The sequence below is a fragment of the Mycobacterium sp. IDUB_17 genome (genome assembly GCF_055419465.1).
The window spans coordinates 84234-109014 of the sequence record NZ_JBVAXS010000006.1; the positions used below are offsets into that span (position 1 = coordinate 84234).

21 protein-coding genes are annotated in these 24781 nt (G+C 67.1%); 14 read left to right on the forward strand and 7 right to left on the reverse strand.

All coding sequences use genetic code 11. From position 1 onward, the window contains the following. Positions 1-102: 102 nt before the first annotated feature. Entirely contained in the window at positions 103-1650 is a 1548-nt protein-coding gene (locus ACZYZ7_RS23815; protein ID WP_210115531.1) for an APC family permease, read from the forward strand. Positions 1651-1723: 73 nt separating this feature from the next. Here ACZYZ7_RS23815 and ACZYZ7_RS23820 read toward each other — a convergent pair whose 3' ends face one another. Then, positions 1724-2458, reverse strand: a complete 735-nt coding sequence (locus tag ACZYZ7_RS23820) for a FadR/GntR family transcriptional regulator (protein WP_135455432.1) — start codon at positions 2456-2458, stop codon at positions 1724-1726. Positions 2459-2629: 171 nt separating this feature from the next. Between ACZYZ7_RS23820 and ACZYZ7_RS23825 the strand changes: the two genes are divergently transcribed. The 9 genes from ACZYZ7_RS23825 to ACZYZ7_RS23865 all read left to right on the forward strand — a co-directional run bounded on the left by ACZYZ7_RS23825 (position 2630) and on the right by ACZYZ7_RS23865 (position 12379). Continuing rightward, the gene (locus ACZYZ7_RS23825; RefSeq protein WP_450070557.1) at positions 2630-3361 is read left to right on the forward strand and encodes an SDR family NAD(P)-dependent oxidoreductase; all 732 of its coding nucleotides are present in this window, start codon (positions 2630-2632) and stop codon (positions 3359-3361) included. Next, positions 3358-4626 carry a YlbE family protein gene (locus ACZYZ7_RS23830; RefSeq protein WP_450070558.1) on the forward strand — a complete coding sequence of 423 codons (1269 nt, stop codon included), beginning with the start codon at positions 3358-3360 and terminating at the stop codon, positions 4624-4626. The genes ACZYZ7_RS23825 and ACZYZ7_RS23830 overlap by 4 nt, the downstream gene beginning before the upstream one ends. Continuing rightward, positions 4623-5390: an SDR family NAD(P)-dependent oxidoreductase gene (locus tag ACZYZ7_RS23835; RefSeq protein ID WP_450070559.1), complete on the forward strand. Its 768-nt coding sequence runs from the start codon at positions 4623-4625 to the stop codon at positions 5388-5390. The genes ACZYZ7_RS23830 and ACZYZ7_RS23835 overlap by 4 nt, the downstream gene beginning before the upstream one ends. Next, positions 5387-6466, forward strand: coding sequence for a hypothetical protein (locus ACZYZ7_RS23840; protein WP_135455433.1), 1080 nt, complete (start codon positions 5387-5389; stop codon positions 6464-6466). The genes ACZYZ7_RS23835 and ACZYZ7_RS23840 overlap by 4 nt, the downstream gene beginning before the upstream one ends. After that, on the forward strand, positions 6459-7748 hold the full coding sequence (locus ACZYZ7_RS23845; protein ID WP_450070560.1) for a glutamine synthetase family protein: 1290 nt from the start codon (positions 6459-6461) through the stop codon (positions 7746-7748). The genes ACZYZ7_RS23840 and ACZYZ7_RS23845 overlap by 8 nt, the downstream gene beginning before the upstream one ends. After that, the gene (locus tag ACZYZ7_RS23850; RefSeq protein WP_450070561.1) at positions 7745-9124 is read left to right on the forward strand and encodes a glutamine synthetase family protein; all 1380 of its coding nucleotides are present in this window, start codon (positions 7745-7747) and stop codon (positions 9122-9124) included. The genes ACZYZ7_RS23845 and ACZYZ7_RS23850 overlap by 4 nt, the downstream gene beginning before the upstream one ends. 30 nt (positions 9125-9154) lie before the next feature. Next, a complete protein-coding gene (locus tag ACZYZ7_RS23855; protein ID WP_135455440.1) occupies positions 9155-10099 on the forward strand; it encodes an alpha/beta hydrolase in 945 nt (314 codons plus the stop codon). After that, the gene (locus tag ACZYZ7_RS23860) at positions 10096-10824 is read left to right on the forward strand and encodes an SDR family NAD(P)-dependent oxidoreductase (RefSeq protein WP_135455442.1); all 729 of its coding nucleotides are present in this window, start codon (positions 10096-10098) and stop codon (positions 10822-10824) included. Before ACZYZ7_RS23855 ends, ACZYZ7_RS23860 begins: the two co-directional genes overlap by 4 nt. Before the next feature lie 91 nt (positions 10825-10915). Beyond that, the gene (locus ACZYZ7_RS23865; RefSeq protein WP_135455444.1) at positions 10916-12379 is read left to right on the forward strand and encodes a flavin-containing monooxygenase; all 1464 of its coding nucleotides are present in this window, start codon (positions 10916-10918) and stop codon (positions 12377-12379) included. Positions 12380-12406: 27 nt separating this feature from the next. On the opposite strand, the gene coaE is transcribed toward ACZYZ7_RS23865, so the two are convergent. Beyond that, positions 12407-13570, reverse strand: coding sequence for a dephospho-CoA kinase (gene coaE, locus ACZYZ7_RS23870; protein ID WP_450070562.1), 1164 nt, complete (start codon positions 13568-13570; stop codon positions 12407-12409). 75 nt (positions 13571-13645) lie between these two features. Then, the gene (rpsA, locus tag ACZYZ7_RS23875) at positions 13646-15085 is read right to left on the reverse strand and encodes a 30S ribosomal protein S1 (RefSeq protein WP_135455447.1); all 1440 of its coding nucleotides are present in this window, start codon (positions 15083-15085) and stop codon (positions 13646-13648) included. A 238-nt stretch (positions 15086-15323) separates the two neighbouring features. Here rpsA and ACZYZ7_RS23880 point away from each other — a divergent pair, with 238 nt between their 5' ends. Together ACZYZ7_RS23880 and ACZYZ7_RS23885 are read left to right on the forward strand one after the other, a co-directional pair. Further along, a complete protein-coding gene (locus ACZYZ7_RS23880) occupies positions 15324-16514 on the forward strand; it encodes a PrsW family intramembrane metalloprotease (protein WP_450070563.1) in 1191 nt (396 codons plus the stop codon). A 66-nt stretch (positions 16515-16580) separates the two neighbouring features. After that, a complete protein-coding gene (locus ACZYZ7_RS23885) occupies positions 16581-17216 on the forward strand; it encodes a LysE family translocator (RefSeq protein ID WP_450070564.1) in 636 nt (211 codons plus the stop codon). A 27-nt stretch (positions 17217-17243) separates the two neighbouring features. On the opposite strand, the gene polA is transcribed toward ACZYZ7_RS23885, so the two are convergent. Together polA and ACZYZ7_RS23895 are read right to left on the reverse strand one after the other, a co-directional pair. Beyond that, positions 17244-19916, reverse strand: coding sequence for a DNA polymerase I (polA, locus tag ACZYZ7_RS23890; RefSeq protein WP_450070786.1), 2673 nt, complete (start codon positions 19914-19916; stop codon positions 17244-17246). 76 nt (positions 19917-19992) lie between these two features. Beyond that, positions 19993-20880 (reverse strand): LysR family transcriptional regulator, encoded by an 888-nt coding sequence (locus tag ACZYZ7_RS23895; RefSeq protein WP_450070565.1) that lies wholly within the window; start codon positions 20878-20880, stop codon positions 19993-19995. Between the two features lie 70 nt (positions 20881-20950). On the opposite strand from ACZYZ7_RS23895, the gene ACZYZ7_RS23900 reads away from it, so the two are divergent. Together ACZYZ7_RS23900 and ACZYZ7_RS23905 are read left to right on the forward strand one after the other, a co-directional pair. After that, a complete protein-coding gene (locus ACZYZ7_RS23900; RefSeq protein ID WP_450070566.1) occupies positions 20951-22081 on the forward strand; it encodes an FAD-dependent monooxygenase in 1131 nt (376 codons plus the stop codon). Further along, entirely contained in the window at positions 22078-22791 is a 714-nt protein-coding gene (locus ACZYZ7_RS23905; protein ID WP_450070567.1) for an alpha/beta fold hydrolase, read from the forward strand. Before ACZYZ7_RS23900 ends, ACZYZ7_RS23905 begins: the two co-directional genes overlap by 4 nt. On the opposite strand, the gene ACZYZ7_RS23910 is transcribed toward ACZYZ7_RS23905, so the two are convergent. Together ACZYZ7_RS23910 and ACZYZ7_RS23915 are read right to left on the reverse strand one after the other, a co-directional pair. Then, the gene (locus tag ACZYZ7_RS23910) at positions 22688-24157 is read right to left on the reverse strand and encodes an FAD-dependent monooxygenase (RefSeq protein WP_450070568.1); all 1470 of its coding nucleotides are present in this window, start codon (positions 24155-24157) and stop codon (positions 22688-22690) included. The two genes, ACZYZ7_RS23905 and ACZYZ7_RS23910, sit on opposite strands and share 104 nt — an antisense overlap. Then, entirely contained in the window at positions 24154-24723 is a 570-nt protein-coding gene (locus tag ACZYZ7_RS23915) for a TetR/AcrR family transcriptional regulator (protein ID WP_450070569.1), read from the reverse strand. The genes ACZYZ7_RS23910 and ACZYZ7_RS23915 overlap by 4 nt, the downstream gene beginning before the upstream one ends. Positions 24724-24781 lie beyond the last annotated feature (58 nt).

The following is a 24781-nucleotide window of genomic DNA, read 5'->3' on the forward strand; positions in this document are numbered from 1 at the left end:
TGTAAACGTTATGTCACGCGTCAACACTTTAGGTCTATGGGTCTTGTCTTTAGACCTTTTCGCTCATAGTCTCCCGACAGTCGATTTGAAAGGCAGGTGGTGATGGCAGTCAGCTACGACCAGGGAACCGGAGCATCAGACTCCGCGCCCGGGCAGCGGCCGGCCACGTTGAAACGTGGAGCGATCGGTCTGGCCGGGGTGGTGTTCATGGTGGTCGCGTTCTCCGCGCCCATCACGGCGATGACCGGGAACCTTCCTGTCGCAGTAGGATTCGGCAACGGACTGGGCGCGCCGGGCGGGTTTGTGATCGCCACGATCGTCCTGTCCATCTTCAGCATCGGCTTCGTCGCGCTGGCCCGTCACATCACGGCCGCCGGCGCGTTCTACACCTTCGTGTCCAGGGCCTGGTCCAAGGTTCCCGGCCTGGCCGCCGGCGTCATGCCCATGGTCACCTACATGACCATGGAGGCCGGCCTCGTCGGGATCTTCTCCGCATTCGCGGATCAGGCGTTCACCGCCCAGTTCGGGCTGGACCTGCCGTGGGAGATCTACGCCGTGGTGGCCCTGATCGCCATCGCGGCCCTGTCGCATTTCGACATCTCGGTAGCGGCAAAGGTTCTCGGTGTCGTGCTGGTATGCGAGATCGGCATGCTGACGCTCACCGCCGTCGCCGGGCTGGCCCATCATCCCGACGGCATGAGCTTCACCTCGCTCAGCCCGCTGACCGCACTCAACACGAACGGAGTGGCCGGCGGCGTGGTCGGTCTCGGCCTGCTGATGGCGTTCTGGTCGTGGGTCGGATTCGAATCGACGGCCATCTACGGCGAGGAGTCCAAGGACCCGAAGCGCATCGTGCCGAGGGCCACCATGATCGCCGTGATCGGCATCGGTGTGTTCTACACCTTCATCTCCTGGGGCGTCGTGGTCGGCAACGGTCCGGCCAAAGCAGTCGAACTCGCATCCGGGCCGACTCCGTTCGACCTGCTCTACGCGCCCACCGAACAGTATCTGGGCCCCTGGGCGGTAACGGTTTTCGAGTGGCTGGTGGTCGGCGGGTCGTTCGCCTGCGCCTTGGCCATCCACAACTCCGCGGCCCGCTACCTGTTCGCATTCGGCCGTGACCGTCTGTTCTGGCACCGGCTCGGAGAGGCGCATCCCAAACACGCCTCTCCGTGGATAGCCTCGCTGACCCAGACCGTGTTCGCGGCGGTGCTGGTGGCCATCTGCTCACTCACCCGATCCGATCCCTACGCAGACCTGTTCGTACTGGTGGCGATCCTGGCCACGCTGCTGTTGCTGATCGTGCAGACCATGTGTTCGATCGCGACCGTGATCTACTTCCACGTCAAGAAGCAGCATCCCGAGACGGCCAGCTGGTGGCGGACCCTACTGGCCCCGATCATCGGTGGCCTCGGCATGGTCTACGTGATCTATCTGATGGCCTCGAACATGCAGGCCGCCGCGGGCGCTGCCTCAGATACGTTGTTCTTCAAGGCCATTCCCTATCTCGTCGTAGGGCTGTTCGCCGGGTCGATGGCGGTGGCCCTGTATCTACGCAAGGCCCGTCCGGAGCTGTACGAGCGCATCGGCAGCACCATCTTCGACGATCACGAACCCGCCTGCGAACCGGATTGCCCCCCAGCCCGGTGACGCAGGCGAGCGCTCGGTGCGACCCACCCCTCCATCGGGTCGCACCGAGCGCACCCATTCCTCAGAGAACGGGTCAGCGCTTGAGCCACGACTCGACGGTATGCCGGGTGTCGTTGATGTGGGCCTCCATCCGTGCGGCGGCCAACTCCGGGTCCCGGTTGTCGATCGCCTCGAGGATCGACTCGTGATAGTCGTTGGCGTTGGGTTCCAGGCGTCCGAAGATCGCACCGACCGGCAGCCACATCCTGCGGCGCGCATCCGCGACGGCGTCCAGCAGGCGGTCGTTCTGTGCGGCCTGCGCGATACCGAGGTGAAATGCCGAGTCCAGGGTTTGGAAGTCGGTGGTGTGCTGAGCCGACTGGTCGTCCATCGCGGTCTGCAGTGCGGACTGCATCCCGTTGAGCAGCTTGTAGAGCTCGGTCAGATCGGTGGCACGACGGCGGTCGGCGGCCAGCCGGGTGGCACCGGTCTCGACGATGATTCGGTAGTCAAACGCATCGCGGACCTCACGCTTGTTGCGGCGCATCTCCCGGCGCATCTCAGCCGGGTCGTACACCGGCGCCTGAACGGTGAAGCCACCGCCCCGTCCGCGCCGGACCGCGATCAACCCCTCGCGTTCCAGCACACCGACGGCAGTGCGCACGGTGGTGCGGGAGACGTCGAGCATGTCGGAGAGTTCACGTTCGGTTGGCAACCGGTCACCAGGACGGAACTGCCCGAGCTCCAGGGCCCGGCGCATCTGGTCGACGACCAGCTCATGGGCCGGAATCTGGCGGACCGGACCCAAAGCTGACTTGGTTGCTGACATGCGTACCCCCTTCTGGTGCACCAACGCTACCCCACCACCCCCGGCAGCCGAATGTATTTGCCTTGCCCAATAGACCATTGGATTTTAAAGTCCTAAATACTTGACCTTTAGGCCTTTTGGCATGAAACTTGGTGCAGTCCAGGGCAGCTGACCACTCGAAGGGATCGTGGATTGACTAACAAGGTGATCGTCACGGGCGGCGCCGGCGTGATCGGACAAGCGATCTGCCGACGCCTGCTGCAGAGCGACTATGTGCCCGTGGCAGCGGATCTGAAACCTGCCGTCGACGAACTCGACCTCCACGAGGCGGGCCTCGACGGCGCCCTCGCGGTGGCGATGGATGTTTCCGACCGTGGCAGTGTGGCCGAGGCGGTGGGTTCGGTGATCGCTGAGGGTGAGACAGTGGCCGGTTTGGTGAATTGCGCTGGGATCCTGCGTGATTCGTTTCTCGGTGAGCTTGATGAGGCGAAGCTGGAGCTGATGTTCCAGGTGAACATCGCCGGGATGGCCCGGGTGACCGATGTGGTGGCCCCGCTGCTGACCCGGGGCAGCGCGATCGTCAACATCGGCAGCCTGACGGGCCACTTCGGCCGGTTCCGCGGGGCCTCCGTGTACGGCGCCACCAAAGCCGGCATCGCCGCCTACACGCGTTACCTGGCCGAGGAGCTGGCTCCGCGGGGAATCCGGGTCAACAACATCGCCCCGGGGGTGATCCGCGCCCCGATGAGCCCGTCGATGGCGCGGGTGTCCGGCGGCGAGGAGGTCAGTGCGGGTTACGCGATGCTCAAGCGCATCGGGGAACCCGAGGAGGTGGCCGAGGCGGTCGAGTTCATGCTGTCCCCGCGGGCCTCCTTCATCACCGCCCAGACCCTGCTGGTCGACGGCGGCGTGGTGGCCTGGTGAGCACCGAACTCGACACCACCACCGTGGACGTGGACGCCGCCAACGCCGCGGCCTTCACCCGGCTCGACGAGGCCGATCCCTGGGTGATCGACGTGGCGCCGGCCCGGGAGGTACTGCCCGGCTTTCGCGACAACCTGGTGCTGACCTCGGGTGCGCCGATGCCGTGGTCGGCCTACACCGGCGGGCAGCGCGAGGCCCTGATCGGTGGCGCCCTGTTCGAGGGGCTGGCCACCGACCGCGAGGACGCCATCGCCAAGTTCGACACCGGGGTGATCGAAGTGGGGGCCTGTCACGACTACGCCGCGGTCGGTTCACTGGCCGGCATCTACACCGCGTCCATGCCGGTGTTCGTGGTGGTGAACCGGACCCACGGCAATCTGGGGTTCTGCAACTTCTACGAGGGCAAAGAACCCCGGCGGCTGAACTACGGTTGCTACGACGACGGGGTGCGCGACCGGCTTCGTCACGTCAACGAGGTGCTGGCCCCGGTGGTCGGCGACGCGATCCGCCGCCGGGGCGGTATAGCGCTCAAACCGCTGATCGCGCGGGCGCTGCGGATGGGCGATGAGGTGCACAGCCGCAACGCGGCCGCCTCGATCCTGTTCAACCGCGAGATCCTGCCCGCCGTGCTGGACATGGTCGACCAGAAGGTCGCCGGGGTCCGCGAGACCATGCTGCACCTGGCCGAGAACGACTACTTCTTCCTGCGGTTGTCGATGGCAGCGGCCAAGGCCTCCGCCGATGCCATGGCGGTGCCCGGTTCCACCCTGGTCTCGGCGATGGCGTTTTCCTGCCGCGGTTTCGCGATCAAGCTGGCCGGATTGGGCGACACCTGGTTCGAAGGACCGCCGCCGATCCATCAGGGCAAGTTGTTCGACGGCCACACCGAAGACGAGATCACGTGGATGGGTGGGGAATCGCCGATCACCGAGACCATCGGGCTGGGCGGTTTCGCTCAGGCCTGCGCACTGTCGCTGCAGGAGTACCAGGGCGGTTCGCCTGAGGTGATGATCGAGCGCAACCGTGAGATGTATGCCATCACCCACGGGGACAACAGCAGCTACCGGATCCCGGTGTTCTCGTTCCGGGGCACCCCGACCGGGATCGACGCGCGCAAGGTGCTCGATACCGGGGTGCTGCCGGTGATGGACGTCGGGCTGGCCGGGCGCGACGGCGGCCAGATCGGCGCCGGGGTGATCCGCGCGCCACGGGAATGCTTCGCCGACGCCATGGCCGAGCACACACGCAGGTTCGGTGCCTCATGAACGTGAGATCAACGACGTTGACCTACAGCGGCGAGCACGCCGTGGTCACCGGTGCCGCATCGGGCATCGGCGCCGCCACCGCCGCCACCCTGATGGGGGCCGGGATCCGGACCATCCGGCTCGACATCCGCCAACCCGACCCGGACCCGCGCTACGGCGAGGACCTACAGGTCTGCTGCGCCGCCGACGTCCGCGACCCCGGCGTGGTGGCGGTGCTGCAGGCCCGCGGCGTCGACACCACAGCCATCAGCTACCTGGTCAACTGTGCGGGCATCATCGACAACACCGGGTTCACCGGGGTGACCCGCGAGCAGTGGACCCGCTGTCTGGAGGTCAACCTGATCGGTGCCTACAACCTGATCGATGCCCTGACCCCGTCGCTGCGGGCCGGCGGCGCCGGTGCCGTCGTCAACATCACCTCGATCGAAGCGCACCGGGTGATCGCGCTGTCCGACCCGGACCCCACGCCTCAGTACGCCGCATCCAAGGCCGGATTGCGGATGCTCACCCAGACCAGTGCCCGCGCGCTGGCGGCCGACGGAGTTCGGGTAAACAGCGTCTCCCCCGGTTTCGTGGCGACGCCGATGGCCGCCACCCACGGCGACACGAGCAGTCTGCCGCCGACACTGGCAACACGCGTGCCGGCCGGCCGATTCGCGAGGCCGGACGAGATCGCCTCGGCCGCAGCCTTTCTGCTCAGCGACCAGGCGACCTACATCACCGGGTCCGACCTGCGGGTCGACGGCGGGTTCGAACTGACGTGAACGCCCCGTCCCCGAAACCGGCGGTCGTATTCTACGAACCCTCGCTTCGCCGCAATGCCCGCGCCGGAAGCTGGGCCGAGTTGGCCCGCGGCACCTTCCGCACCGCCATCGAGCATGTGCAGCGCCAGGATTGGGAGGCCGCGGCGCAACTCGTCGAGGTCTCGGCCGTCGAAGCCGACGAACTGCGCGACATCTACGACCGCTGGCCCGAGGCCACATCGCAGTGGATCCTCGACCACCGGGTCGCCCAGACCGACCTGGATGCCGCGGTGGCCCGGCTCGCCGGTCTGGTCGGGCCTCGGGCGATGGCCGGAATCGGGGCCGAGTGGCCGGACTACACCGACGCCGTCGCCCGGGCTGCCGGCGCCTGCCGGGATCAGGATCCCGCCGCCGGTGATCTGATCGAGTCCGCGCGACGGGTGTGGCAGCAGATCCATGACCGGGCCGTGGACCGGGTGGCCGGCATGGTCGACATCGCTGTCAAGCTGGTCGGCGAATCCTCGCTCGGGCAGCTGTGGGACTTCCTGATGGGTGACTGGTACGAAATCCATGCCCGCCGTTACTCATTGGACAACCAACCGTGGACTGACTCGGCGCACCAGCTGATGGTGGCGATTGTCGACGGTTTCCACGCGCACCTGACCGGAACCGGCCGCCAGGGCGACATCGAGCTGATCGAGGAACCCGGCCGCACCGGTTTCCGCTTCGCCCCCTGCGGATCGGGCGGCCGGGCCCTGGACGGCCGCATCACCGATGGCGTCCCTCGGTCCGGCGCCCCCTTCGAATACGCCGTCACCACCGAGCCGCACGACTGGGCCTGGAACACCGTCGGCATCTGCTCGTACTGCGTGCACTGCTGCCAGCTGAACGAGGTGATGCCGATCGATCGGCTGGGCTACCCGACCCGGGTCATCGACCCGCCGACCTGGACGCCTGAGCGGCCGGCGACCTCGTGCACGTGGTGGGTCTACCACGATCCCGCCGACGTACCCGACCACGTCTACCGCCGGGTCGGCCGCGACCCGGCGGTGCGACCGAGCCCGACAACGAGTATCAGGAGTACGCAGCATGACTGACACCGTGGCAACGACGCAGCTCGAGGTCGCCGATTACGATCTGGGACTGCGCGGCAAGCTGATCCGTTCGACCAAGACCCACGGCTCGTCGGGCCTGGCTTTCTGCACGATCGTGTACGGGCTGTCGCTCACCGACGACGTCACCGATACCCCGTTCAGCAACGCTGCCAACGGCTACCCCGACGCACTGCTGGTCCCCGATGAATCCACCCGCATCGCGCTGCCCTGGCGACCGGGGACCGACGCGGTGATCGCTGAACTCGTCGACGCCGACCGCCGACCGCTCGAGCTGTCGCCCCGAGCCGTGCTGGGTAGTCTCGTCGACCGCTACCGCGACGTCGATCTGGACCCGGTGCTGGGCTTCGAGTACGAGATGTGGATCTTCGAGGCCGGCGACTCCCCCACGGCCCTGCTGCCCGGCTTCACGCCCCGGGGCCGCACCGAGAACGCCTACAGCCTCACCCGAGGTGCCGAGATACACAGTCTGGCAACCGAGTTCATCAACCGGATGGATCAGGTCGGCATCGAGGTGGAGATGTTCCACACCGAACTCGGTCCCGGATTCTTCGAGTTCACCCTGGCCCCCGCGCCCGCTGTCCAGGCCGCCGACAACGCCGTGCGAGCCCGCCAATATCTGCGTGACCTGTGCGCCGAGCGTGGCATGCACGCGAGCTTCATGGCCAAGCCCTTCGCCGACAAGTCGGGGGCCGGCGGACACGTACATTCCAGCCTGAACCGCGACGGGGTCAATATCTTCGCCGATCCGTCGGGGTCACTGTCCGCCGAGGGCAGCCACTACCTCGCCGGGCTGCTGGACGGAATGGCCGACACCGTGCTCATGCTCAACCCGAATATCAACTCCTATAAGCGCATCGACCCGGAGATGTTCACCCCCACCGCCGCCACCTGGGGTTACGACGACCGCAGCACCGCTGCCCGCGTTCTGCTTCCCAACCGGAAATCGGCCCGGGTCGAGCACCGCAGGCCCGGCGCCGACGCCAACCCTTATGTCGTCGGGGCCGCACTGCTGGCCGCCGGTCTGCACGGTCTGACCAGCGAGCTCCCGCTACCGGACCCCGACGCCGAAGCTGCCGAGCTGCCCGGGGACCTGGGCAGCGCGCTGGCCCAGTTCGAGAACTCCGCCTGGGCGGCTGACCTGCTGGGCAAGACGTTCTGCACCTCCTTCGCCGCCACCCGGCGAGCCGAGATGGAACGCTATGAACAGTGGTTGCGCACCACGATCACCACATGGGAACTGCATCGACACCTGGAGCACCAATGAGCACCACGCCATCCGTGTTGACCCTCGACCGGTTCGAGGAGCTGGCCGCCGCCGGCGAGATCACCACGGTGATCTGCGCCGCGCCCGACCCCTACGGGCGCCTGGTCGGCAAGCGGCTGACCATTCCGGCCTTCCGAAGCCTGGGCCTGCAGGGCAGCGGCGTCAACGCCAGCAGCTTCATCTTCGGGGTAGATCTGGAGATGAACCCGCTGGACCTTCCGGTGTCCAACGCCGACAACGGCTGGGTGGACATCCGGCTGGTTCCGGATCTGGCGACGCTGCGCAGGGTCCCGTGGGAGCCGTCGGCCGCCCTGGTGATCTGCGACGCCTATCCCATGGACTCCGACGAGCCGCTCGCCGTGGCACCGCGCACCATCCTGCGCAACCAGCTGGCCCGGGCCCGGCAGCACGGGCTGTCGTTCAAGTTCGCCTCCGAGCTCGAGTTCTATCTGGCCGCCACGCCGCCGAGGCAGGCCTGGGAGCTGGGCTACCAGAACCTCAAGATGATGTCGGACTACCGCTCGGACTATCAGATGATCCAGTCCGCGCGCGACGACTGGTTCATCGAGCGGATCCGCAACCAGATGCCGGAATTCGGTGTGTCCGTGGAGTCCTCGAAGCCCGAGTGGGGTTTGGGGCAGCAGGAGGTCACCCTCGACTACTGCGACGCGCTGGAGATGGCCGATCGGCACGTCCTGTTCAAGTACGGCGTCAAGCAGCTGGCACACGCGGCCGATCTGACGGTCACCTTCATGGCCAAGCCCAAGATCGACGAGGTCGGCTCGTCCTGTCACCTCCACGTCAGCCTGTGGTCCGCCGACGGCTCCGAGCCGCTGTGCTGGGCCGACGACCGGCACGGGATGTCGCAACGGTTCGGCTCGTTCGTCGCGGGCCAGTTGCATCACGCGGCCGAGATCAGTCTGATGTTCGCTCCGACCATCAACTCCTACAAGCGATTCCAGCCCGACCAGTTCGCCGGGACCGCCATTGCGCTGGGCGATGACAATCGTTCGTGCGCGTTCCGGTTGGTCGGCTCCGGTCCGTCGTACCGGGTCGAGAACCGGATCCCCGGCGCCGACGTCAACCCCTACTACGCCTACGCCGCCACCATCGCGGCGGGCCTCGACGGGCTGGATCATGAGATGGCCGTTCCCGAGATCTTCAACGGGAATGCCTGGACCGGCGACGACATCCGCACCGTGCCCACCTCGTTGCACCGCTCCATCGACCTGTTCGCCGAGAGCAAGATGGCCCGCGCGGCCTTCGGCGACGAGGTCTTCGACCACCTCTTGGCCTCTGCCCAAAGCGAATTGGAGGCCTTCGACTCCCACACCGTGACCGATTGGGAGTCCCGCCGCTACTACGAACGCGTCTAGTACGCCAACCCACCGACACACAGGAGAACCATGCCGATCGACCCCATCGCCCAGAAGATGCTCGACGACTCCAAGGCCTCCGGCCGTCCCAACGCCCACCTGCTGCCGGTGCCCACCGCCCGGGAGAACTTCGAGAACACCTTCGCCGCACTGGCCAAACCCGCGGTGCACCGCGTCGTGGACCTCACCATCGGAACCCGTGACGGCGTAGGCATCCCCGGCCGGCTCTATCTGCCAACGGATGCCGCCGACCTGCCCCTGACGGTGTACTACCACGGCGGCGGCTGGCTGCTGGGCAGCGTGGACTCCCACGACGCCGCCACCCGGCTGCTGGCCAATGCCTCGGGCAGTGCCGTGCTCTCGGTCGGCTACCGGCGCGGCCCCGAAGCACGCTTCCCCACCGCCGTCAACGACGCGATCGACGCGGTCGAATGGGCCCGCAACCCGCAGTCCGGACTCGGAGTCGATGTCAGCCGGATCGCGGTGGCCGGCGACAGCGCGGGCGGCAATCTCGCGGCGGCGGTCGCGCTGCACTACCGCGACGCCGGGGACCCGGTGCTGCGCCATCAGCTGCTGGTCTACCCCGTCACCACCACCGACCTGGTCCGCGGTATGGACCCCGAATACGACGGCGTGATGCTCGAACGCGATGAGCTGCAATGGCATCAGGACAATTACCTGCCCGGTGCGGACGCCGCGTCGGACCCGCGGGTCAACGTCCTTGACGCCGACCTGTCCGGACTCCCCGCCGCCACCATCGTCCTGGCCGAATGCGATCCGATCCGCCCGCAGGGCGAGCTGTACGAGAGCGCGCTGCGTGCCGCCGGGGTAGCGGTTTGCAGTCACCGGACACCGGGCATGGTGCACGGATTCTTCGGTCTCGACGAGGTGTTCCCGACCGCCACCCCCGCCATGACCTTCGCCGGGCAGCGGCTGGCCGACGCACTGGCGCTGACCGAGCAGCCGGCCCGATGACGCGCACCGCGGTTGTCACCGGCGCCTGCGGCGGCATGGGCTCGGCCACCGTGGCCCGGTTGGTGGCCGACGGGGTGCATGTCATCGCCAGCGACCTCGGTGAGCGGGCAGCTGCCCTGCCACCGGAGGTCGACTACGTCGCGTTCGACCTCCTCAACGGGGATCCAGAAGAGTTGTTCGGCCGGCTGGACGGTCAGGGGCTGGACTACCTGGTGAATGCCGCCGGGGTGGCCCTGTTCGACCGGGACGGCTCCATGCTCGACATCGACGAGTCCGTCTGGGACATCACCCTCGGGGTGAACCTGCACGGCCTGCGCAAGGTCACCAGGGCCGCCGTCGAGCATCTGCGTCGCGGCACCGGCAAGAGCGTCGTCAACGTCGCCAGCACCGCGGGTATCCGCGGTATGGACTCCCCGCTGGACGCCTACCAGGTGAGCAAAGCCGCAGTGGTGTCGCTGACCCGGGCGCTGGCCCTGCAACTTGCGCCGGAAGGCATCCGGGTCAACACGGTCTGCCCCGGGGCGATCCTCACCCCGATGATCGACTACCTCTACGTCGACAATGCGGCCCGCCGGGCCGATATGGAAAACCGGACACCGTTGCGACGCCTTGGCATGCCCGACGAAATCGCCGGCGCCATAGCGTTTCTGCTGTCCGAAGACGCGTCGTTCGTCACCGCCACCGACCTTGTCGTCGACGGTGGCTGGACCGCGCAGATCAAGTAACCAAACCCATCGCCCCAACCGACCGTGGGGCATTGACAACCTCTTTATTGGTCTAAATACTGGACCTATAGTTCTTTAGACGGGAGACAGGATGAGCCGGCCAGCAAAACCGCGCGTCGCAATAATCGGATCCGGCTTCAGCGGCATCGCCGCGGCGATCGCCTTGCGCAAGAAGGGCATCGAGGACTTCGTCATCTTCGAGCAGGCCCCAGCACTCGGCGGTACCTGGTACCACAACCGCTATCCGGGTGCCGAGGTCGACCTGGAATCGCACATCTACTCGTTCTCCTACGAGCGGTACGACTGGACCCGCACCCATGCGGGCTGGCAAGAACTCGGCGAGTACCTCAACCATGTCGCGACGAAGTGGGATCTACCGCGGCGCATCCGGTTCAGCGAGAAGGTTGAGGACGTCACCTGGTCCGACACCGACCACACGTACACACTCAGCACCGAATCGGGTACCGACCACGGCCGATTCACCGCGGTGATCAGCGCCGTGGGCTTCCTGAACATCCCGCTTATCCCGCCCTTCGCCCGGGAGCAGGGTGACTTCGGTGGCGCGATCTGCCACACCTCGCGCTGGATCGACGGCCTGGACATGGCCGGCAAGTCGATCGGCGTGCTCGGCACCGGCTCGTCAGCGGTACAGGTGGTCACCGAGGCGGAACGCGTCGGGACCGAGGTCAAGATCTTCCAGATCGAGCCGAACTGGTTGCTGCCCAAGAACAGTCACGACTTCACCCCGCTGCAGCGCCAACTCAACCGGTTGGCACCGGTCTACGCATGGCGGCGGCTGAAGTTGTACCTGGGCTATGACGTCCGGCAGTACGGCTCCAGTCACGCCAAATCCACCGGCCACACCAACCGGCGCAAACACAAGGCCGCAGTGGAGTTCCTCAATCGCGAGCTCGGCGACCGGCCGGATCTACTGGAGCTGGCCACCCCGAAGTTCCCCTTCGAGGGCCGGCGCACCGTCGTCAGCGACACCTACTACGCCTCGCTGCACAGTCCGAAGGTGACCCTTGTCCCCCATGCGGTCAAGGGTCTCACCAAGACCGGAGCTGTGGATGCCAACGGCGACGAGCACGACCTCGACATCATCGTGCTGGCAACGGGATTCGATGCCGCGAACTATCTCGGCAACTACCGCGTCCACGGCCGCGGCGGCGCCGAACTGCACGACCAGTGGCAGGGTGAGCCCGAGGCGTTCCTGGGCATGATGGTGCCGAAGTTCCCCAACTTCTTCATCATGTACGGACCCAACACGAACTCCATCCCGCTGGTGTCCTTCTACGAGGCACAGGCCGCCTTCACCGCCAGCTTGATCGCCCGGGCGGCCGCGACCGGCGCCACCACGATCGAGGTCCGCCGCTCCGCATTCGCCCTCTACAACGAGTGGATCCAGGACCGGCTGTCGAAAACGGTTTGGGCGCAGGTCAACAACTACTTCCAGGCCGGCAGTGGGCGGATCGTCTCGCAATGGCCGTTCGGGGCGACCGCATACATCGCGGCCACCAAGCTGCTGCGCCGCATCGGGGTCCGGCTGTCCTGAACCACCGGACGCGGCGGATTGGCCGCGCTAGGGCCGCCAATCCGTCGCGTCCGTCCACTTCCAGGCGCGGTGGTAGGCATCCAGGAACCACGGCTCTTTGGCCACGGCGTAGTCCGGTGTCGTGACCGCGGCATGCTTGGCAGCCAGATAGTCGGCCTGCACACCCGGGTTCGCCCGTAGCCAGTCGACAAACATCAGAGCGAACCGCTGGTTGGGCCAACCATCCACCCGGATGTGCACATTGGTGGGTCGGCCCGGATCCGCCGAGGCGTGGAAACGCTTGTGCCACACCGCCGGATCGTCATCGTGCGGGGTGTCGGCGGTGATGTCCGGCACCACCGGATAGCCGGCCGTCAACAGCGCTTCGGCGAGTTCGTCGGCGACCGCGAGGGACTCGACCGTAACCTGCACATCGATGACATCCTTGGCATCCATCCCGGGCACGGCGGTCGAACCGATGTGGTCGATGCGCACCGCGCGGTGTCCGCATGCGGTGTTCAGTCGCGCCACGATCCGGCGGGCCTGGTCCGGCCAGGTCGGGTCGTAGGGCACCACGGCGGGGTGGCGGCGGGCGGGCTGTCGGATCTGCAGGTTGTGCGCGAACGGCAGGATCCGCTCATGCCACAGCGCCCGAGCCTGCTCGACGACTGCACCGGGGTTGCCCGAGTTGTCCAGCCACACATCGGCAACGGCACGGCGCTGCTCCTCGGTGGCCTGTGCGGCGATTCGGGCGCGGGCGTCCTCCTCGGTGAATCCGCGGTACTCGATGAGCCGCTTGACGCGTAGCTCCGGGTCGGCGTTGACCACGATGACCAACGGGAACATCGGCGCCATCTGAGATTCCACCAACAGCGGGATGTCCTCGACGATCACCGCGTCTTCGTGGGCCGCGGCAATGAGCTCCGATCGGCGGTGCGCCACCAGCGGATGCACGATGCCGTTCAAGGTGGCCCGCTTCTCGTCGTCGCTGAAGGCGACGGCGGCCAGAGCAGGACGGTTCAACGCCCCCTCGGGCAGCAGGATCCCGTCGCCGAACGCCGCGACCAGCTTGGCCAGTCCCTCGGTTCCCGGCTCGACCACCTCACGTGCGATGACGTCGCCGTCGACGATGATGCCGCCGAGATCGCTGAATGTGGCCGACACTGTTGACTTCCCGGCGCCGATACCGCCGGTTAACCCGATGCGAAGCACGCCCCACAGTCTGTCAGGCCCCCGGAACGACGAACGCCCCGGCCCAATAGGCCGGGGCGTTCGCTGTCGAACTTGTTAGGCGTTGCCTGCGAGCTTCTCACGCAGAGCGGCCAGCTGTGCGTCGCTGGCCAGCGTGCCACCGGTGGACTCCTCCGACCGCGAGGACCCGTTGGACACCGGACGGGCAGCTTCCTCGGCCTCGGCCGCGGCGAACTTCTCCATCTGAGTGGTGTGCATCTTGTGCCGGCGCTCGGCCTCGGCGTAGCGAGCCTCCCACTCCTCCCGCTGCTTGTCGAAGCCTTCGAGCCATTCGTTGGTCTCGGCGTCGAAGCCCTCGGGGAAGATGTAGTTGCCCTGATCGTCGTAGCTGTCGGCCATGCCGTACTTCGACGGGTCGAACTCCTCGGTGTAGTCCTCGTTGGCCTGCTTGAGGCTCAGCGAGATCCGGCGACGCTCCAGGTCGATGTCGATGACCTTGACCATCGCGTCGTCGCCGACCTGGACCACCTGGTCCGGGACCTCGACGTGGCGCTCGGACAGCTCCGAGATGTGCACCAGACCCTCGATGCCCTCCTCGACGCGGACGAACGCACCGAACGGCACCAGCTTGGTGACCTTGCCCGGCACGATCTGACCGATCGCGTGAGTGCGGGCGAAGTGACGCCACGGATCTTCCTGAGTCGCCTTGAGCGACAGCGAAACCCGCTCGCGATCCATGTCGACGTCGAGCACCTCGACGGTAACCTCGTCGCCCACCTGAACCACCTCGGACGGGTGATCGATGTGCTTCCAGGACAGCTCGGAGACGTGCACCAGGCCGTCGACACCGCCGAGATCGACGAAGGCGCCGAAGTTGACGATCGACGAGACGACACCCTTGCGGATGGCACCCTTCTGCAGCTGGTTGAGGAACTCGCTGCGGACCTCGGACTGGGTCTGCTCCAGCCAAGCGCGGCGGCTCAGCACCACGTTGTTGCGGTTCTTGTCCAGCTCGATGATCTTGGCCTCGATCTCCTTGCCGATGTACGGCTGCAGATCGCGGACACGACGCATCTCGACCAGCGATGCGGGCAGGAAGCCGCGCAGACCGATGTCGAGGATCAGGCCGCCCTTGACGACCTCGATGACGGTGCCCTTGACGGCCTCGTCCTTCTCCTTGAGCTCCTCGATCGTGCCCCAGGCGCGCTCGTACTGAGCGCGCTTCTTGGACAGGATCAAGCGGCCTTCTTTGTCCTCCTTGGTGAGAACGAGGGCCTCGACCTCATCGCCCACGGAAACGACCTCATTGGGGTCGACGTCGTGCTTGATGGAGAGTTCGCGCGAAGGGATGACACCTTCGGTCTTGTAGCCGATATCGAGCAGAACCTCGTCGCGGTCCACCTTGACGATGGTCCCTTCGACGATGTCGCCATCGTTGAAGTACTTGATGGTCTTGTCGATGGCGGCGAGGAAATCCTCCGCGGAGCCGATGTCGTTGACGGCAACTTGCGGGGACGTGACGGAGGGACTTGGCATGTGGTGGGTTGCTCCGGACAGGTTTACTAGTAGGGACAGTTTTGTAGCATTTATTGCGGTCGTGCTGATCCGTGGCAGTGACCAGACGGTGTCAAGCTGTGCACACAGATACGTAACGAGGGTACTCGACCAGGCACACGCAGGACAAACCGCCCCCGCGGCCCGGGCAGTCGGGCTCACCGGACCGTCGTCCGAATTTGTGCCAGGAATCGAGCCGGCCCGCGGCTACGCTCTGCAGGTGGCGTACTACCCGACCCCCGGACCAACCCATCGCCAGTGGTTTCCGGTCACCGCTCCATTACCCAGACCGGTCCGCAAGGTCGGCGCCCCGCTGGCCGCGATCATCGCCTGCGGCGTCGTCATCGGTGCGCTGGTACTGCTGTTCACCGCACTCAACCCGGCCGGCGCGATCATCGGGTTCACGCTGTCCAGCCTCGTGATGACCGGCGCGGTGTTCGCCTACCTGTGGCTGGACCGCTGGGAGCCGGAACCACCCCGCCTCCTGCTGCTGGCCTTCGGCTGGGGTGCCGCCGTCGCCGTCGTGTTGTCCCTCGTGCTGAGCCTGTTCACCGATGCCTTGTTGGCACCCGGTGTCGACTCGGCTGAATCGGCGCACAGTTTCGCCTCGGTGGCGATCCGGGCACCGTTCATCGAAGAGGCCGCCAAGGGCCTGTTCCTGCTGATCATGATGACCGGACGCCGCCGCAACGAGCTCAACTCGTTGACCGACTGCCTGGTGTACGCCGGCCTGGTCGGTCTCGGCTTCGCCTGGCTGGAAGACATCATGTACATCTCCAGCGCCGATTCACTGGCGGGATCGCTGCTCACCGCGGCGATGCGCCTCATCATGGCGCCGTTCGCCCACTCACTGTTCACCACGATGACCGCGATCGGGGTCTACTTCGCACTGCAGCGACGAAGCGCCGGCGCCAAGGCGCTGTGCATCCTGGCCGGCTACCTGGGTGCGGTGTTCATGCACGGGCTGTGGAACGGTTCTTCGCTCGTCGGCGCCGGAACCTACTTCGTCGTGTACGCGGTCTGGATGGTGCCGATCTTCGTCACGATGATCGTGGTGGCCGTCACCAGCCGTCGACGCGAACAGCGCGTGGTGGCCGCCAAATTGCCGGGCATGGTCGCCGCCGGATTGATCACCCACAACGAGGCCACCTGGCTCGGGTCCTTGAAGACCCGGCACGGCGCGATCACGCAGGCCACGCTCGCCGGCGGGCGGCCCGCGGGCAAGGCGGTCGCGGCATTCGCCGCCGCAGTCGTCGAACTTGCCTTCGTCCGCGACCGCATCGACCGCGGCTTCGGCGATGCACAGGTATATGCGCTGCAACAGGAAGAGGTGTACTCCGTGACCGCCGCGCGGTCGGCCGCACCGATCCTGCACTGGCTGGCCAACTACCAGGCGCCCGTCCGCTACTGACCAGCCGGCGTTCCACCGTCGAGCACGCGACGATATCGATTTGCACTGGTCAGCGATACTCCATGCATGCTCGCCCGCATTCTCGACGTCCTGCCGGCGTTCTTGGTCGCTGCGGTGATTCTCGCCGCGCTGCCCGGACCGGCGACGGTGCTGTTCCTGCACCGCTCGGTGCGGGACGGCCGTACGGCGGGGCTGGCGGCGGTCGTGGGCAACGAGATCGGTATCTGCGGATGGACGCTGGCCGGTGGCGGCGGACTGTCGATGCTGCTGACGGCCAACCGGATGCTGTCACTGGCGCTGCACATCATCGGAGCCGCCGTCCTGGTCTGGCTGGGCATCAGCGCCTGGCGCAGCGCCAAAGGTGCCGGCGACGTCGAAGTGGCGCTGCCACCCCGCGGACGGACCCCCGCAGCGGCGTTTCGCGCGGCACTGGTGTCCATCGCCGCCAACCCAAAGGCGGCGGCCTTCGGCATCGTGGTGCTCCCCCAGTTTCTGCCGACCAGCGGCCCCGTGCTGCCGACATTGCTGGTGCTCGCGGTCATCCAGTTGGTAGTGGACACCACGTGGTGCGTCGGCGTCGTGCTGGCCGCCCATCGCGCACGCGACGTCCTGAATCGCGCCCATATTCGTCGCCGAATCGAACGCGTGATGGGGGCCGCGCTGGTGGCGCTGGGCGTGGGGCTGGGCGCCGACGCCGGCTAGCCGTCGGCTGACCCCTCCGTAGGGCGGCTAGTGTGCCGCGGCGTCCCAGCTCCGGCCGTACCCGACCGACACCTCCAACGGCACGTCCAGCGGATAGGCGTTGCCCATGTGCTCGCGGACCAGGGCCTCCAAGGTCTCGCGCTCGCCATCGGCCACCTCGAACAACAGCTCGTCGTGAACCTGCAGGAGCATCCGCGACTTGAGCCCCGCCTCTTTCATCGCGGCGTCGACGTTGATCATCGCCACCTTGATGATGTCGGCGGCACTGCCCTGAATGGGTGCGTTGAGTGCGGCCCGTTCGGCGGCCTCGCGCACGTTGCGGTTGGTGCTGTCCAGCTCAGGCAGGTAGCGGCGACGGCCCAGCACGGTCGAGGTGAACCCGTCCTTGCGAGCCTGATCGACCACATCACGCAGATAGTCGCGGACCCCGCCGAACCGGTCGAAGTACTGCTCCATCTGCACCTTGGCCTCTTCGGTGGAGATCTTGAGCTGGCTGGCCAGCCCATAGGCGCTCAACCCGTAGGCCAGACCGTATGACATCGCCTTCACCCGCCGGCGCAGCTCCGGGGTCACCTCGTCGATCGGCACCGAGAACGCCCGCGACGCCACGAACGAGTGCAGGTCCTCACCGGTGTTGAACGCCTCGATCAGGCCTTCGTCTCTCGACAGGTGCGCCATGATCCGCATCTCGATCTGGCTGTAGTCGGCGGTCATCAGCTCGGCATACGGCCCGTCCGGCCCGGCCCCGACGACAAACGTGTCGCGGATGCGGCGGCCCGCCTCGGTGCGAATCGGGATGTTCTGCAGGTTCGGTTCGGTCGAGGACAGCCGGCCGGTCGCCGCGATCGTCTGGTTGAAGGTGGTGTGAATCCGCCCGTCGGACGCCACCGCGTTGAGCAAGCCGTCGACGGTGACCTTGAGCCGGGTGGCATCACGGTGCGCGAGCAGATGCTGCAGGAACGGATGCCCGGTCTTGTCGAACAGTGACTGCAGCGCATCGGCGTCGGTGGTGTAACCCGTCTTGGTGCGCTTGGTCTTGGGCATCTCGAGCTCGTCGAACAACACCGCCTGCAACTGCTTGGGCGACCCGAGGTTGATCTGCTTGCCGATCACCGCATAGGCGGCCTCGGCGGCGTCGCGGATCTGGTCGGCGAACTCGCTCTGCAGCTCCTGCAGTTTGTCCAGGTCGACGGCGATGCCGATCGACTCCATCTCGGCCAGCGCCCGCTGCACCGGCAGTTCCATCCGGCCCAGCAGGGACGACGAGTCGATGCGGGCCAGTTCCTCGTCCAGCGCCTCGGCGAGATCCAGCACCGCGCAGGCGCGCAGGATCAGCGTCTGCACCGCTTGCTCATCGACCCCGTCGGAATCGTCCAACAATGAAAGCTGTTGCTGCTCAGGCGCTTCGGCACGCAACTCGCGACGCAGGTAGCGCACCGCCAGGTCGTCGAGCGCGAAACTGCGCTGCCCGGGCCGCACCAGGTAGGCCGCCAGCGCCGTGTCGGAAGTGACCCCGCGCAGCGTCCAGCCCCGCCCGGCCAGATCGTGCATGGCGAGTTTGGCCTCGTGCAGCGCCTTCGGCGGGCCGGGATCGCCCAGCCACCGCGCCAGCGCCTCCTCGTCCTCCGGCGTCAGCGTGGCGGTGTCGATGTAGCGCCCGTCGCCGTCGCCCGCCACGATGGCCAGCGCGGTGGCGTCGGCGTCGTAGGCCAGATGCGTGCCGACCACCGCCAGTCCGAACCGGTTGCCCAGACTGTGCTCGGCGAGCCACGCGGCCAGCTCACCGGGCTCCAATGCCCGGCCACGCACGTCGAACCCGTGCTCGACCTCGGGCTCTGAGGCGACCAGCGTCTCGAACAGCCGGTCACGCAGCACGCGGAATTCCAGATCGTCGAACAGCCGGTGGATCTGGTCGCGGTTCCAGGGTTGCATCCGCAACGTGTCCGGCGTCTGGGCCAGCGGTACATCTTTGACCAATTCGGTGAGCTCACGGTTGAGCACCACGCCGGACAGGTTGGCCCGCAGCGAGTCACCCACCTTGCCCTTGACCTTCTCGACGTTGTCGACGAGCTCCTGCAGCGAGCCGTACTCGACGATCCACTTCGTCGCGGTCTTCTCCCCGACCCCCGGAATGCCGGGCAGGTTGTCACTCGGGTCCCCACGCAGGGCCGCGAAATCCGGATACTGCGTCGGCGTCAGCCCGTACTTCTCCACCACTGCGTCCGGGGTGAACCGGGTCAGCTCGCTGACCCCCTTCCGCGGGTAGAGCACGGTGACGTTGTCGCTGACCAACTGCAGCGAGTCACGGTCGCCGGTGACCACCAGCACCCGGTAGCCCTCCTGCTCGGCCTGCGTGGCCAGCGTGGCGATGATGTCGTCGGCCTCGAATCCGGGTTCGGCGAGCGCCGTGATGCCCAGTGCGCCGAGGACCTCTTTGGTGATGTCGATCTGACCGCGGAACTCGTCGGGAGTCGCGGACCGGCCCTCCTTGTACTCCGGGTACTTCTCCTTGCGGAAGGTCTGGCGCGACACGTCGAACGCGGCTGCGACATGGCTGGGCTGCTCGTCCCGCAGCAGGTTGATCAACATCGAGGTGAACCCGTAGACCGCGTTGGTGGTCAGCCCGCCCTGAGTCTTGAAATTCTCGGCGGGCAGCGCGTAGAACGCCCGGAAAGCCAACGAATTGCCATCCAGCAGCATCAGTGTGGGTTTGTCATCGGCGGTGGGGTTCGGCGCGTTCTTCGTCTCGGTCTTCGCGGGGCTCACGGCCCTCACTCTATGCGGGGCCACTGACGCGCAGACGGCGACGAGCCATCTCGATCAAGACCCTGGCGGCCGGATTCATCGGCCCCTGCGCACGCCACGCGAACACCAACCGGCCGCGCAGCTCAGGCGTGATGGGTAATGGGTGCAGCGCGGCACGGGTGACAGCCACCGATTCCGGTAACACCGCCACGCCGAGCCCACGTTCGGCGAGTTCAGCCAACGCGTTCGGGGTGCTCGCCTCGAACGCGACGCGCGCCGCCACCCCGGCCGCGCGGCAGGCCCGGTCGAACTGGTGGCGGATCCCGGCGCCGCTCGGCAGGGCGATGACCGGATGGTCCGCGAGATCGCGCAGCGTGACGGTGCGTCGTCGACGCCACGGATGGGTATCCGCCACCGCGGCGACGATGCGCTGATCGGTCACCACCTCGGCGGCCAACTCGGCGGGCAGTTCGGCACCCACCGACACGATGGCCGCATCGAGGCGTCCCGAATGCAGGCCGTCCAGCAGCGCGTCAGACTCATCACTGGTCAACGTGATGTCGACCAGTGGGTACGCCGCGTGGAACTGAGCGAGCAGGCCCGCCATGTCGAAGTCGTGGGCCGTCACGGTGCCCACCACCACCGAGCCCCGCACCAACTCGCCGAGTTCCTCGACCGCGGTACAAGCGTCGGCGACGGCGGCCAGCGCCGCTCGGGCGTGGGGCAGCACGGCTTCACCGGCGGCGGTCAGCCGGACCGCACGTCGGCTGCGATCGAACAGGGGCTGACCGAGTTCGCGCTCGAGGTGCCGAATCTGGGCGCTGACTGCGGGTTGCGCAACATGCACCCGCTCGGCCGCGCGGGTGAAGTTGGCTTCTTCGGCCACCGCGACGAAGTATTCGAGCTGCCGCAATTCCATAAGGAATCACAATAGTTTGTGGACTGACTATGTATTGGACTTATGGTTCGGCGCTGACGAGGCTGGAATCATGTCCACACGACCGATCGTCATCGCCGGCGCCGGCATCGGCGGCCTGACCACCGCACTCACCCTGCACGCCAGAGGTTTTCGCGCCCAGATCCTGGAAAGCGCCCACGAACTGCGGGCCCTCGGCGTGGGCATCAACCTGCTGCCGCACGCGGTACGCGAACTGACCGACCTCGGCCTCGGTGAGGCCCTGCTGGTCATCTCGGCCACCCCGGCCGCCATCGATTTCTACCGCTCCGACGGCGCTCTGCTGTTCCGTGAGCCCCGCGGCATCGAAGGCGGATACGGCTACCCGCAGTGCTCGGTGCACCGAGGCCGGCTGCAGATGCTGCTGCTCGAAGCGGTCCGGTCCCGGCTGGGCCCCGACGCGGTGCTCACCGGCGCGGCCGTCACCGATTTCGAAGAATCCGACGACCAGGTTCGGGTGGCCACCCGTGCCGGGGAGTTCACTGCTGAGGTGTTCGTCGGCGCCGACGGGGTGCACTCGACGGTGCGCCGGCAATTGCATCCCGGCCCCGACCCGCTGGCCTGGTCGGGGGTTCGGATGTTCCGGGGCACCAGCGGTATTCGGCCGTTTCTCGACGGCCGCACGATGGCCATCGTCAAAGGGCCCGACGGAGTCGAGCTGGTCACCTACCCGATCGGCGGCGAGCAGGTCAACTGGGTACTGCAGGTCACCGAGACGACGCCGGGCCCGCTTCCCGGGGACGCGAACTGGAACGCCCAGGTCGATCCCGCGGCGGTGGCGGCCCGCATGTCCGGCTGGCACCTGGACTGGCTGGACACGGCCGAACTCGTGGGCCGATCCGAGGCAGTGTTCGAGTATCCGATGGTCGACCGGGAGCCGTTGTCCCACTGGGGCACTCGACGCGTCACGCTGCTGGGCGACGCGGCGCATCCGATGTATCCCGTCGGCGCCAACGGCGGCTCACAGGCCATCCTCGACGCCCGCACCCTCGCCGACGAGCTGGCCGCCGGTCGCGGCGTCGCCGGCTACGAGTCCCGGCGCATCCAGGAGACCACGGCCGTCGTCCACGCCAACCGCACGATGCATGCCGGCGATCCACAGGATCTGGCCCGCGTCACCGCCGACTACCGACGGAACACCCTCGCAGACAGGAGTTCCCGATGACCACCTTCATCCTGATACCGGGTGCTTGCCACGGCGGTTGGTGCTTCGACGACCTCGCCGCCGCGCTGCGCGCCGAAGGCCACCGGGTGTTGACACCGACGCTGACCGGGGTGGCCGAGCGCGCCCACCTGGCCCACACCGGGGTCAATCTGGAAACCCATATCGCCGATGTGATCGCGGAAATGCAGGCCCAGCAGGTGACCCATGCGGTTCTCGCCGGACACAGCTACGGCGGCATGGTGATCACCGCCGTCGCGGATCGCATTCCGCAGCACGTTGATTCGCTGGTGTATCTGGACGCGTTCGTGCCGCGCGACGGCGACTCCTGCTGGACCCTGACCAACGACGAGCAGCGCCGGTGGTACGCCGGCGTCGATGCCACTGGCTACGGACTACCGCCGCTGCCGTTCTTCGACAACCGTGCCACGGCACATCCGCTCGCGTCGCTGATGCAGCCGATCCGGTTGCACGACGACCTGTCGCGCTTTCGGCTCGACTACGTCTACGCCACGAGGTGGGAGGGCGAATCGCCGTTCGCCGCGACCTTCGAGCGGGTAAGCGCCGACCCCGCCTGGCGCACACATGCACTCGACGGGGCACACAACCTCATGCGCGACAACCACAGTGATCTCGTTCGCATCCTGCTCGAAGCAGCTCGCATCCCCCAGCCTGGCCGAGTTGATCGCGGATCACTTCAGGCCGGGTGCTGATCGCCGCGATGTAGCCATCGGGCCGAACCAGGACGTAGGAGCCGACGGGCACGTCGTAGTCGGGGTTGGGCCCAACACTCACCTGCGGAATCCCGAAATCGACCGGCTCGGTGCCGAATTGCACCACGCTCCAGTGCGGGCCGCGGAAGACGTCGAACAGTCTGCGGCCGTCCGGCAGCAGGCCGTCAGGCGCCCGGTCGCCGGCACGCAACGCACCGGTCGGATCGGTGTCGACCGCGAGCGGGCCTCCCCGGTAATTGATGCCCAACTGGTGGATGGCCGCCGGCGCAGGCCCGGTTGCACCGAACCCCTGGCGGTGTAACAGACCACTGAGGTGCAGCACCTCGGCGGCGACGGGCAGGCGCTCCGCCTCATAGCTGCCCAACAGGGCGTCGGGCGCTCCGGCCGATACGGCGGCCAGTTTCCAGCCGAGGTTGTAGGCATCCTGCACCCCGGTGTTGACGCCCTGCCCCCCGGCCGGCGAATGCACATGGGCGGCATCTCCGGCCAGGAACACCCGCCCCATCCGGAAGCGTTGGGCCATCAGCAGATTCACCCGGTACAGCGAGATCCACCGCAGATCCGAGAGTGTCACGTCCCGTCGGCCCGACCTGTGCTGCAGCACTTCCTGCATGCCGTCGAGGGTCAGCGCGGGAATCTCCACGCCCGGCGCCATCGTCACCACCAGTTGGTAATGCTCACTGCCCGGCAGGTTCCACAGCGAGAACCGCGTGGACTGGTCGCCGTCCCGGGTCAGCAGGTGACAGCACCGGCCATCGAGGCCGCGGGCCCGCACGTCACCCACGATGATCTGTTCCTCGGTGAGGGCACCGCCGAGGAAGTCGACCCCGGACGCCTTGCGCACGGTGCTGCGGCCGCCGTCGGCGCCGACCAGGTAGTCGGCGTCGATCGATCCTCTCCGCGTATGCACCGTGACACCGTCATCGACCTGCGTGAAACCCGTTACCTCGGTGTCGAACTCGATGGTCCCGCCGAGTTCGGCGAAACGCGCCGCCAGGATCTGATCCGTGCGCCACTGCGGAATCAGCCAGGTGTACGGGTACGGCACCGCCGGCGTGGGTTCCAACTCGGGCAGTCCGAGCAGGTCGTAGATCGGTTTCTCCCACACCACGTCCGCGCCGCGGTACAGCCGCATCGGCGGAAAGGACTCACCGGCGGCCAGCACGGCACCGATCACGCCGAGGTCGTCGAAGACCTCCAACGTGCGCGGCTGCAGCCCTTTGCCACGCGAGCCGGGGAACAGCGTCGCGGCCTTGTCCAGCACCCGGCAGGGCACGCCACGCCGGGCCAATTCGATGGCCAGGGTGAGTCCGGTCGGCCCGGCGCCTGCGATCACGACGGTCACCTGCGGACACCTCCGAGCAGGACCAGCAGGACATCGTCGATCAGCCGCGCACTGAACGCCGCGTCGACCGGCAGGTCGAGGTGAACCTGGCGGAGGATCATCGCCTCGGCCACGTCGTGGATGAGCTCGACGTCGGTGTCAGCGGCGATGTCGCCCCGGGCGATGGCCCGTTGCAGCGCGTAATGGAACGGCGAGAGCTCCTCCTTGGCGAGATGTTCGCGGATGGCCTCGGCCAGCTGTGCGTCGTGGCGCATCAGCGTCGCGAGTTCCGCGGTAACCCGGGTCAGCGGGTCGGCCACGTTCGCCGCGACGGCGTCCATCACGGCGAACAGATCACTGCGCAGCGTCCCGGTATCGGGTACCGACGCATTGCGTGCGGCGTCGGCAGCGTCCAACGTGGCGCGGACCAGCTGGGCCTTGTTCGGCCACCGGCGGTAGATCGTCGCCTTGCTGGCGCCGGCCCGCGCGGCCACGGCATCGATCGTCAACGCCTGGTATCCCCGTTCCACCAGTAACTCGGCCGTCGCGGCCAACACGGCCCGCTCACGCTCCATACCTCGAACCATGGTCCGAAGAGTACGAAACTGTTTCGTACTCTTCAACACATTATCTTGGTCCGCGGGA

Coding starts and splice junctions, on each gene's coding strand:
- ACZYZ7_RS23905 (WP_450070567.1), top strand. CDS start 22,078: ATGACCACCTTCATCCTGATACCGGGTGCTTGCCACGGCGGTTGGTGC.
- ACZYZ7_RS23850 (WP_450070561.1), top strand. CDS start 7,745: ATGAGCACCACGCCATCCGTGTTGACCCTCGACCGGTTCGAGGAGCTG.
- ACZYZ7_RS23855 (WP_135455440.1), top strand. CDS start 9,155: ATGCCGATCGACCCCATCGCCCAGAAGATGCTCGACGACTCCAAGGCC.
- ACZYZ7_RS23915 (WP_450070569.1), bottom strand. CDS start 24,723: ATGGTTCGAGGTATGGAGCGTGAGCGGGCCGTGTTGGCCGCGACGGCC.
- ACZYZ7_RS23900 (WP_450070566.1), top strand. CDS start 20,951: ATGTCCACACGACCGATCGTCATCGCCGGCGCCGGCATCGGCGGCCTG.
- polA (WP_450070786.1), bottom strand. CDS start 19,916: ATGCTGCTGGATGGCAATTCGTTGGCTTTCCGGGCGTTCTACGCGCTG.
- ACZYZ7_RS23885 (WP_450070564.1), top strand. CDS start 16,581: ATGCTCGCCCGCATTCTCGACGTCCTGCCGGCGTTCTTGGTCGCTGCG.
- ACZYZ7_RS23895 (WP_450070565.1), bottom strand. CDS start 20,880: ATGGAATTGCGGCAGCTCGAATACTTCGTCGCGGTGGCCGAAGAAGCC.
- rpsA (WP_135455447.1), bottom strand. CDS start 15,085: ATGCCAAGTCCCTCCGTCACGTCCCCGCAAGTTGCCGTCAACGACATC.
- ACZYZ7_RS23845 (WP_450070560.1), top strand. CDS start 6,459: ATGACTGACACCGTGGCAACGACGCAGCTCGAGGTCGCCGATTACGAT.
- ACZYZ7_RS23835 (WP_450070559.1), top strand. CDS start 4,623: ATGAACGTGAGATCAACGACGTTGACCTACAGCGGCGAGCACGCCGTG.
- ACZYZ7_RS23815 (WP_210115531.1), top strand. CDS start 103: ATGGCAGTCAGCTACGACCAGGGAACCGGAGCATCAGACTCCGCGCCC.
- ACZYZ7_RS23860 (WP_135455442.1), top strand. CDS start 10,096: ATGACGCGCACCGCGGTTGTCACCGGCGCCTGCGGCGGCATGGGCTCG.
- ACZYZ7_RS23820 (WP_135455432.1), bottom strand. CDS start 2,458: ATGTCAGCAACCAAGTCAGCTTTGGGTCCGGTCCGCCAGATTCCGGCC.
- ACZYZ7_RS23865 (WP_135455444.1), top strand. CDS start 10,916: ATGAGCCGGCCAGCAAAACCGCGCGTCGCAATAATCGGATCCGGCTTC.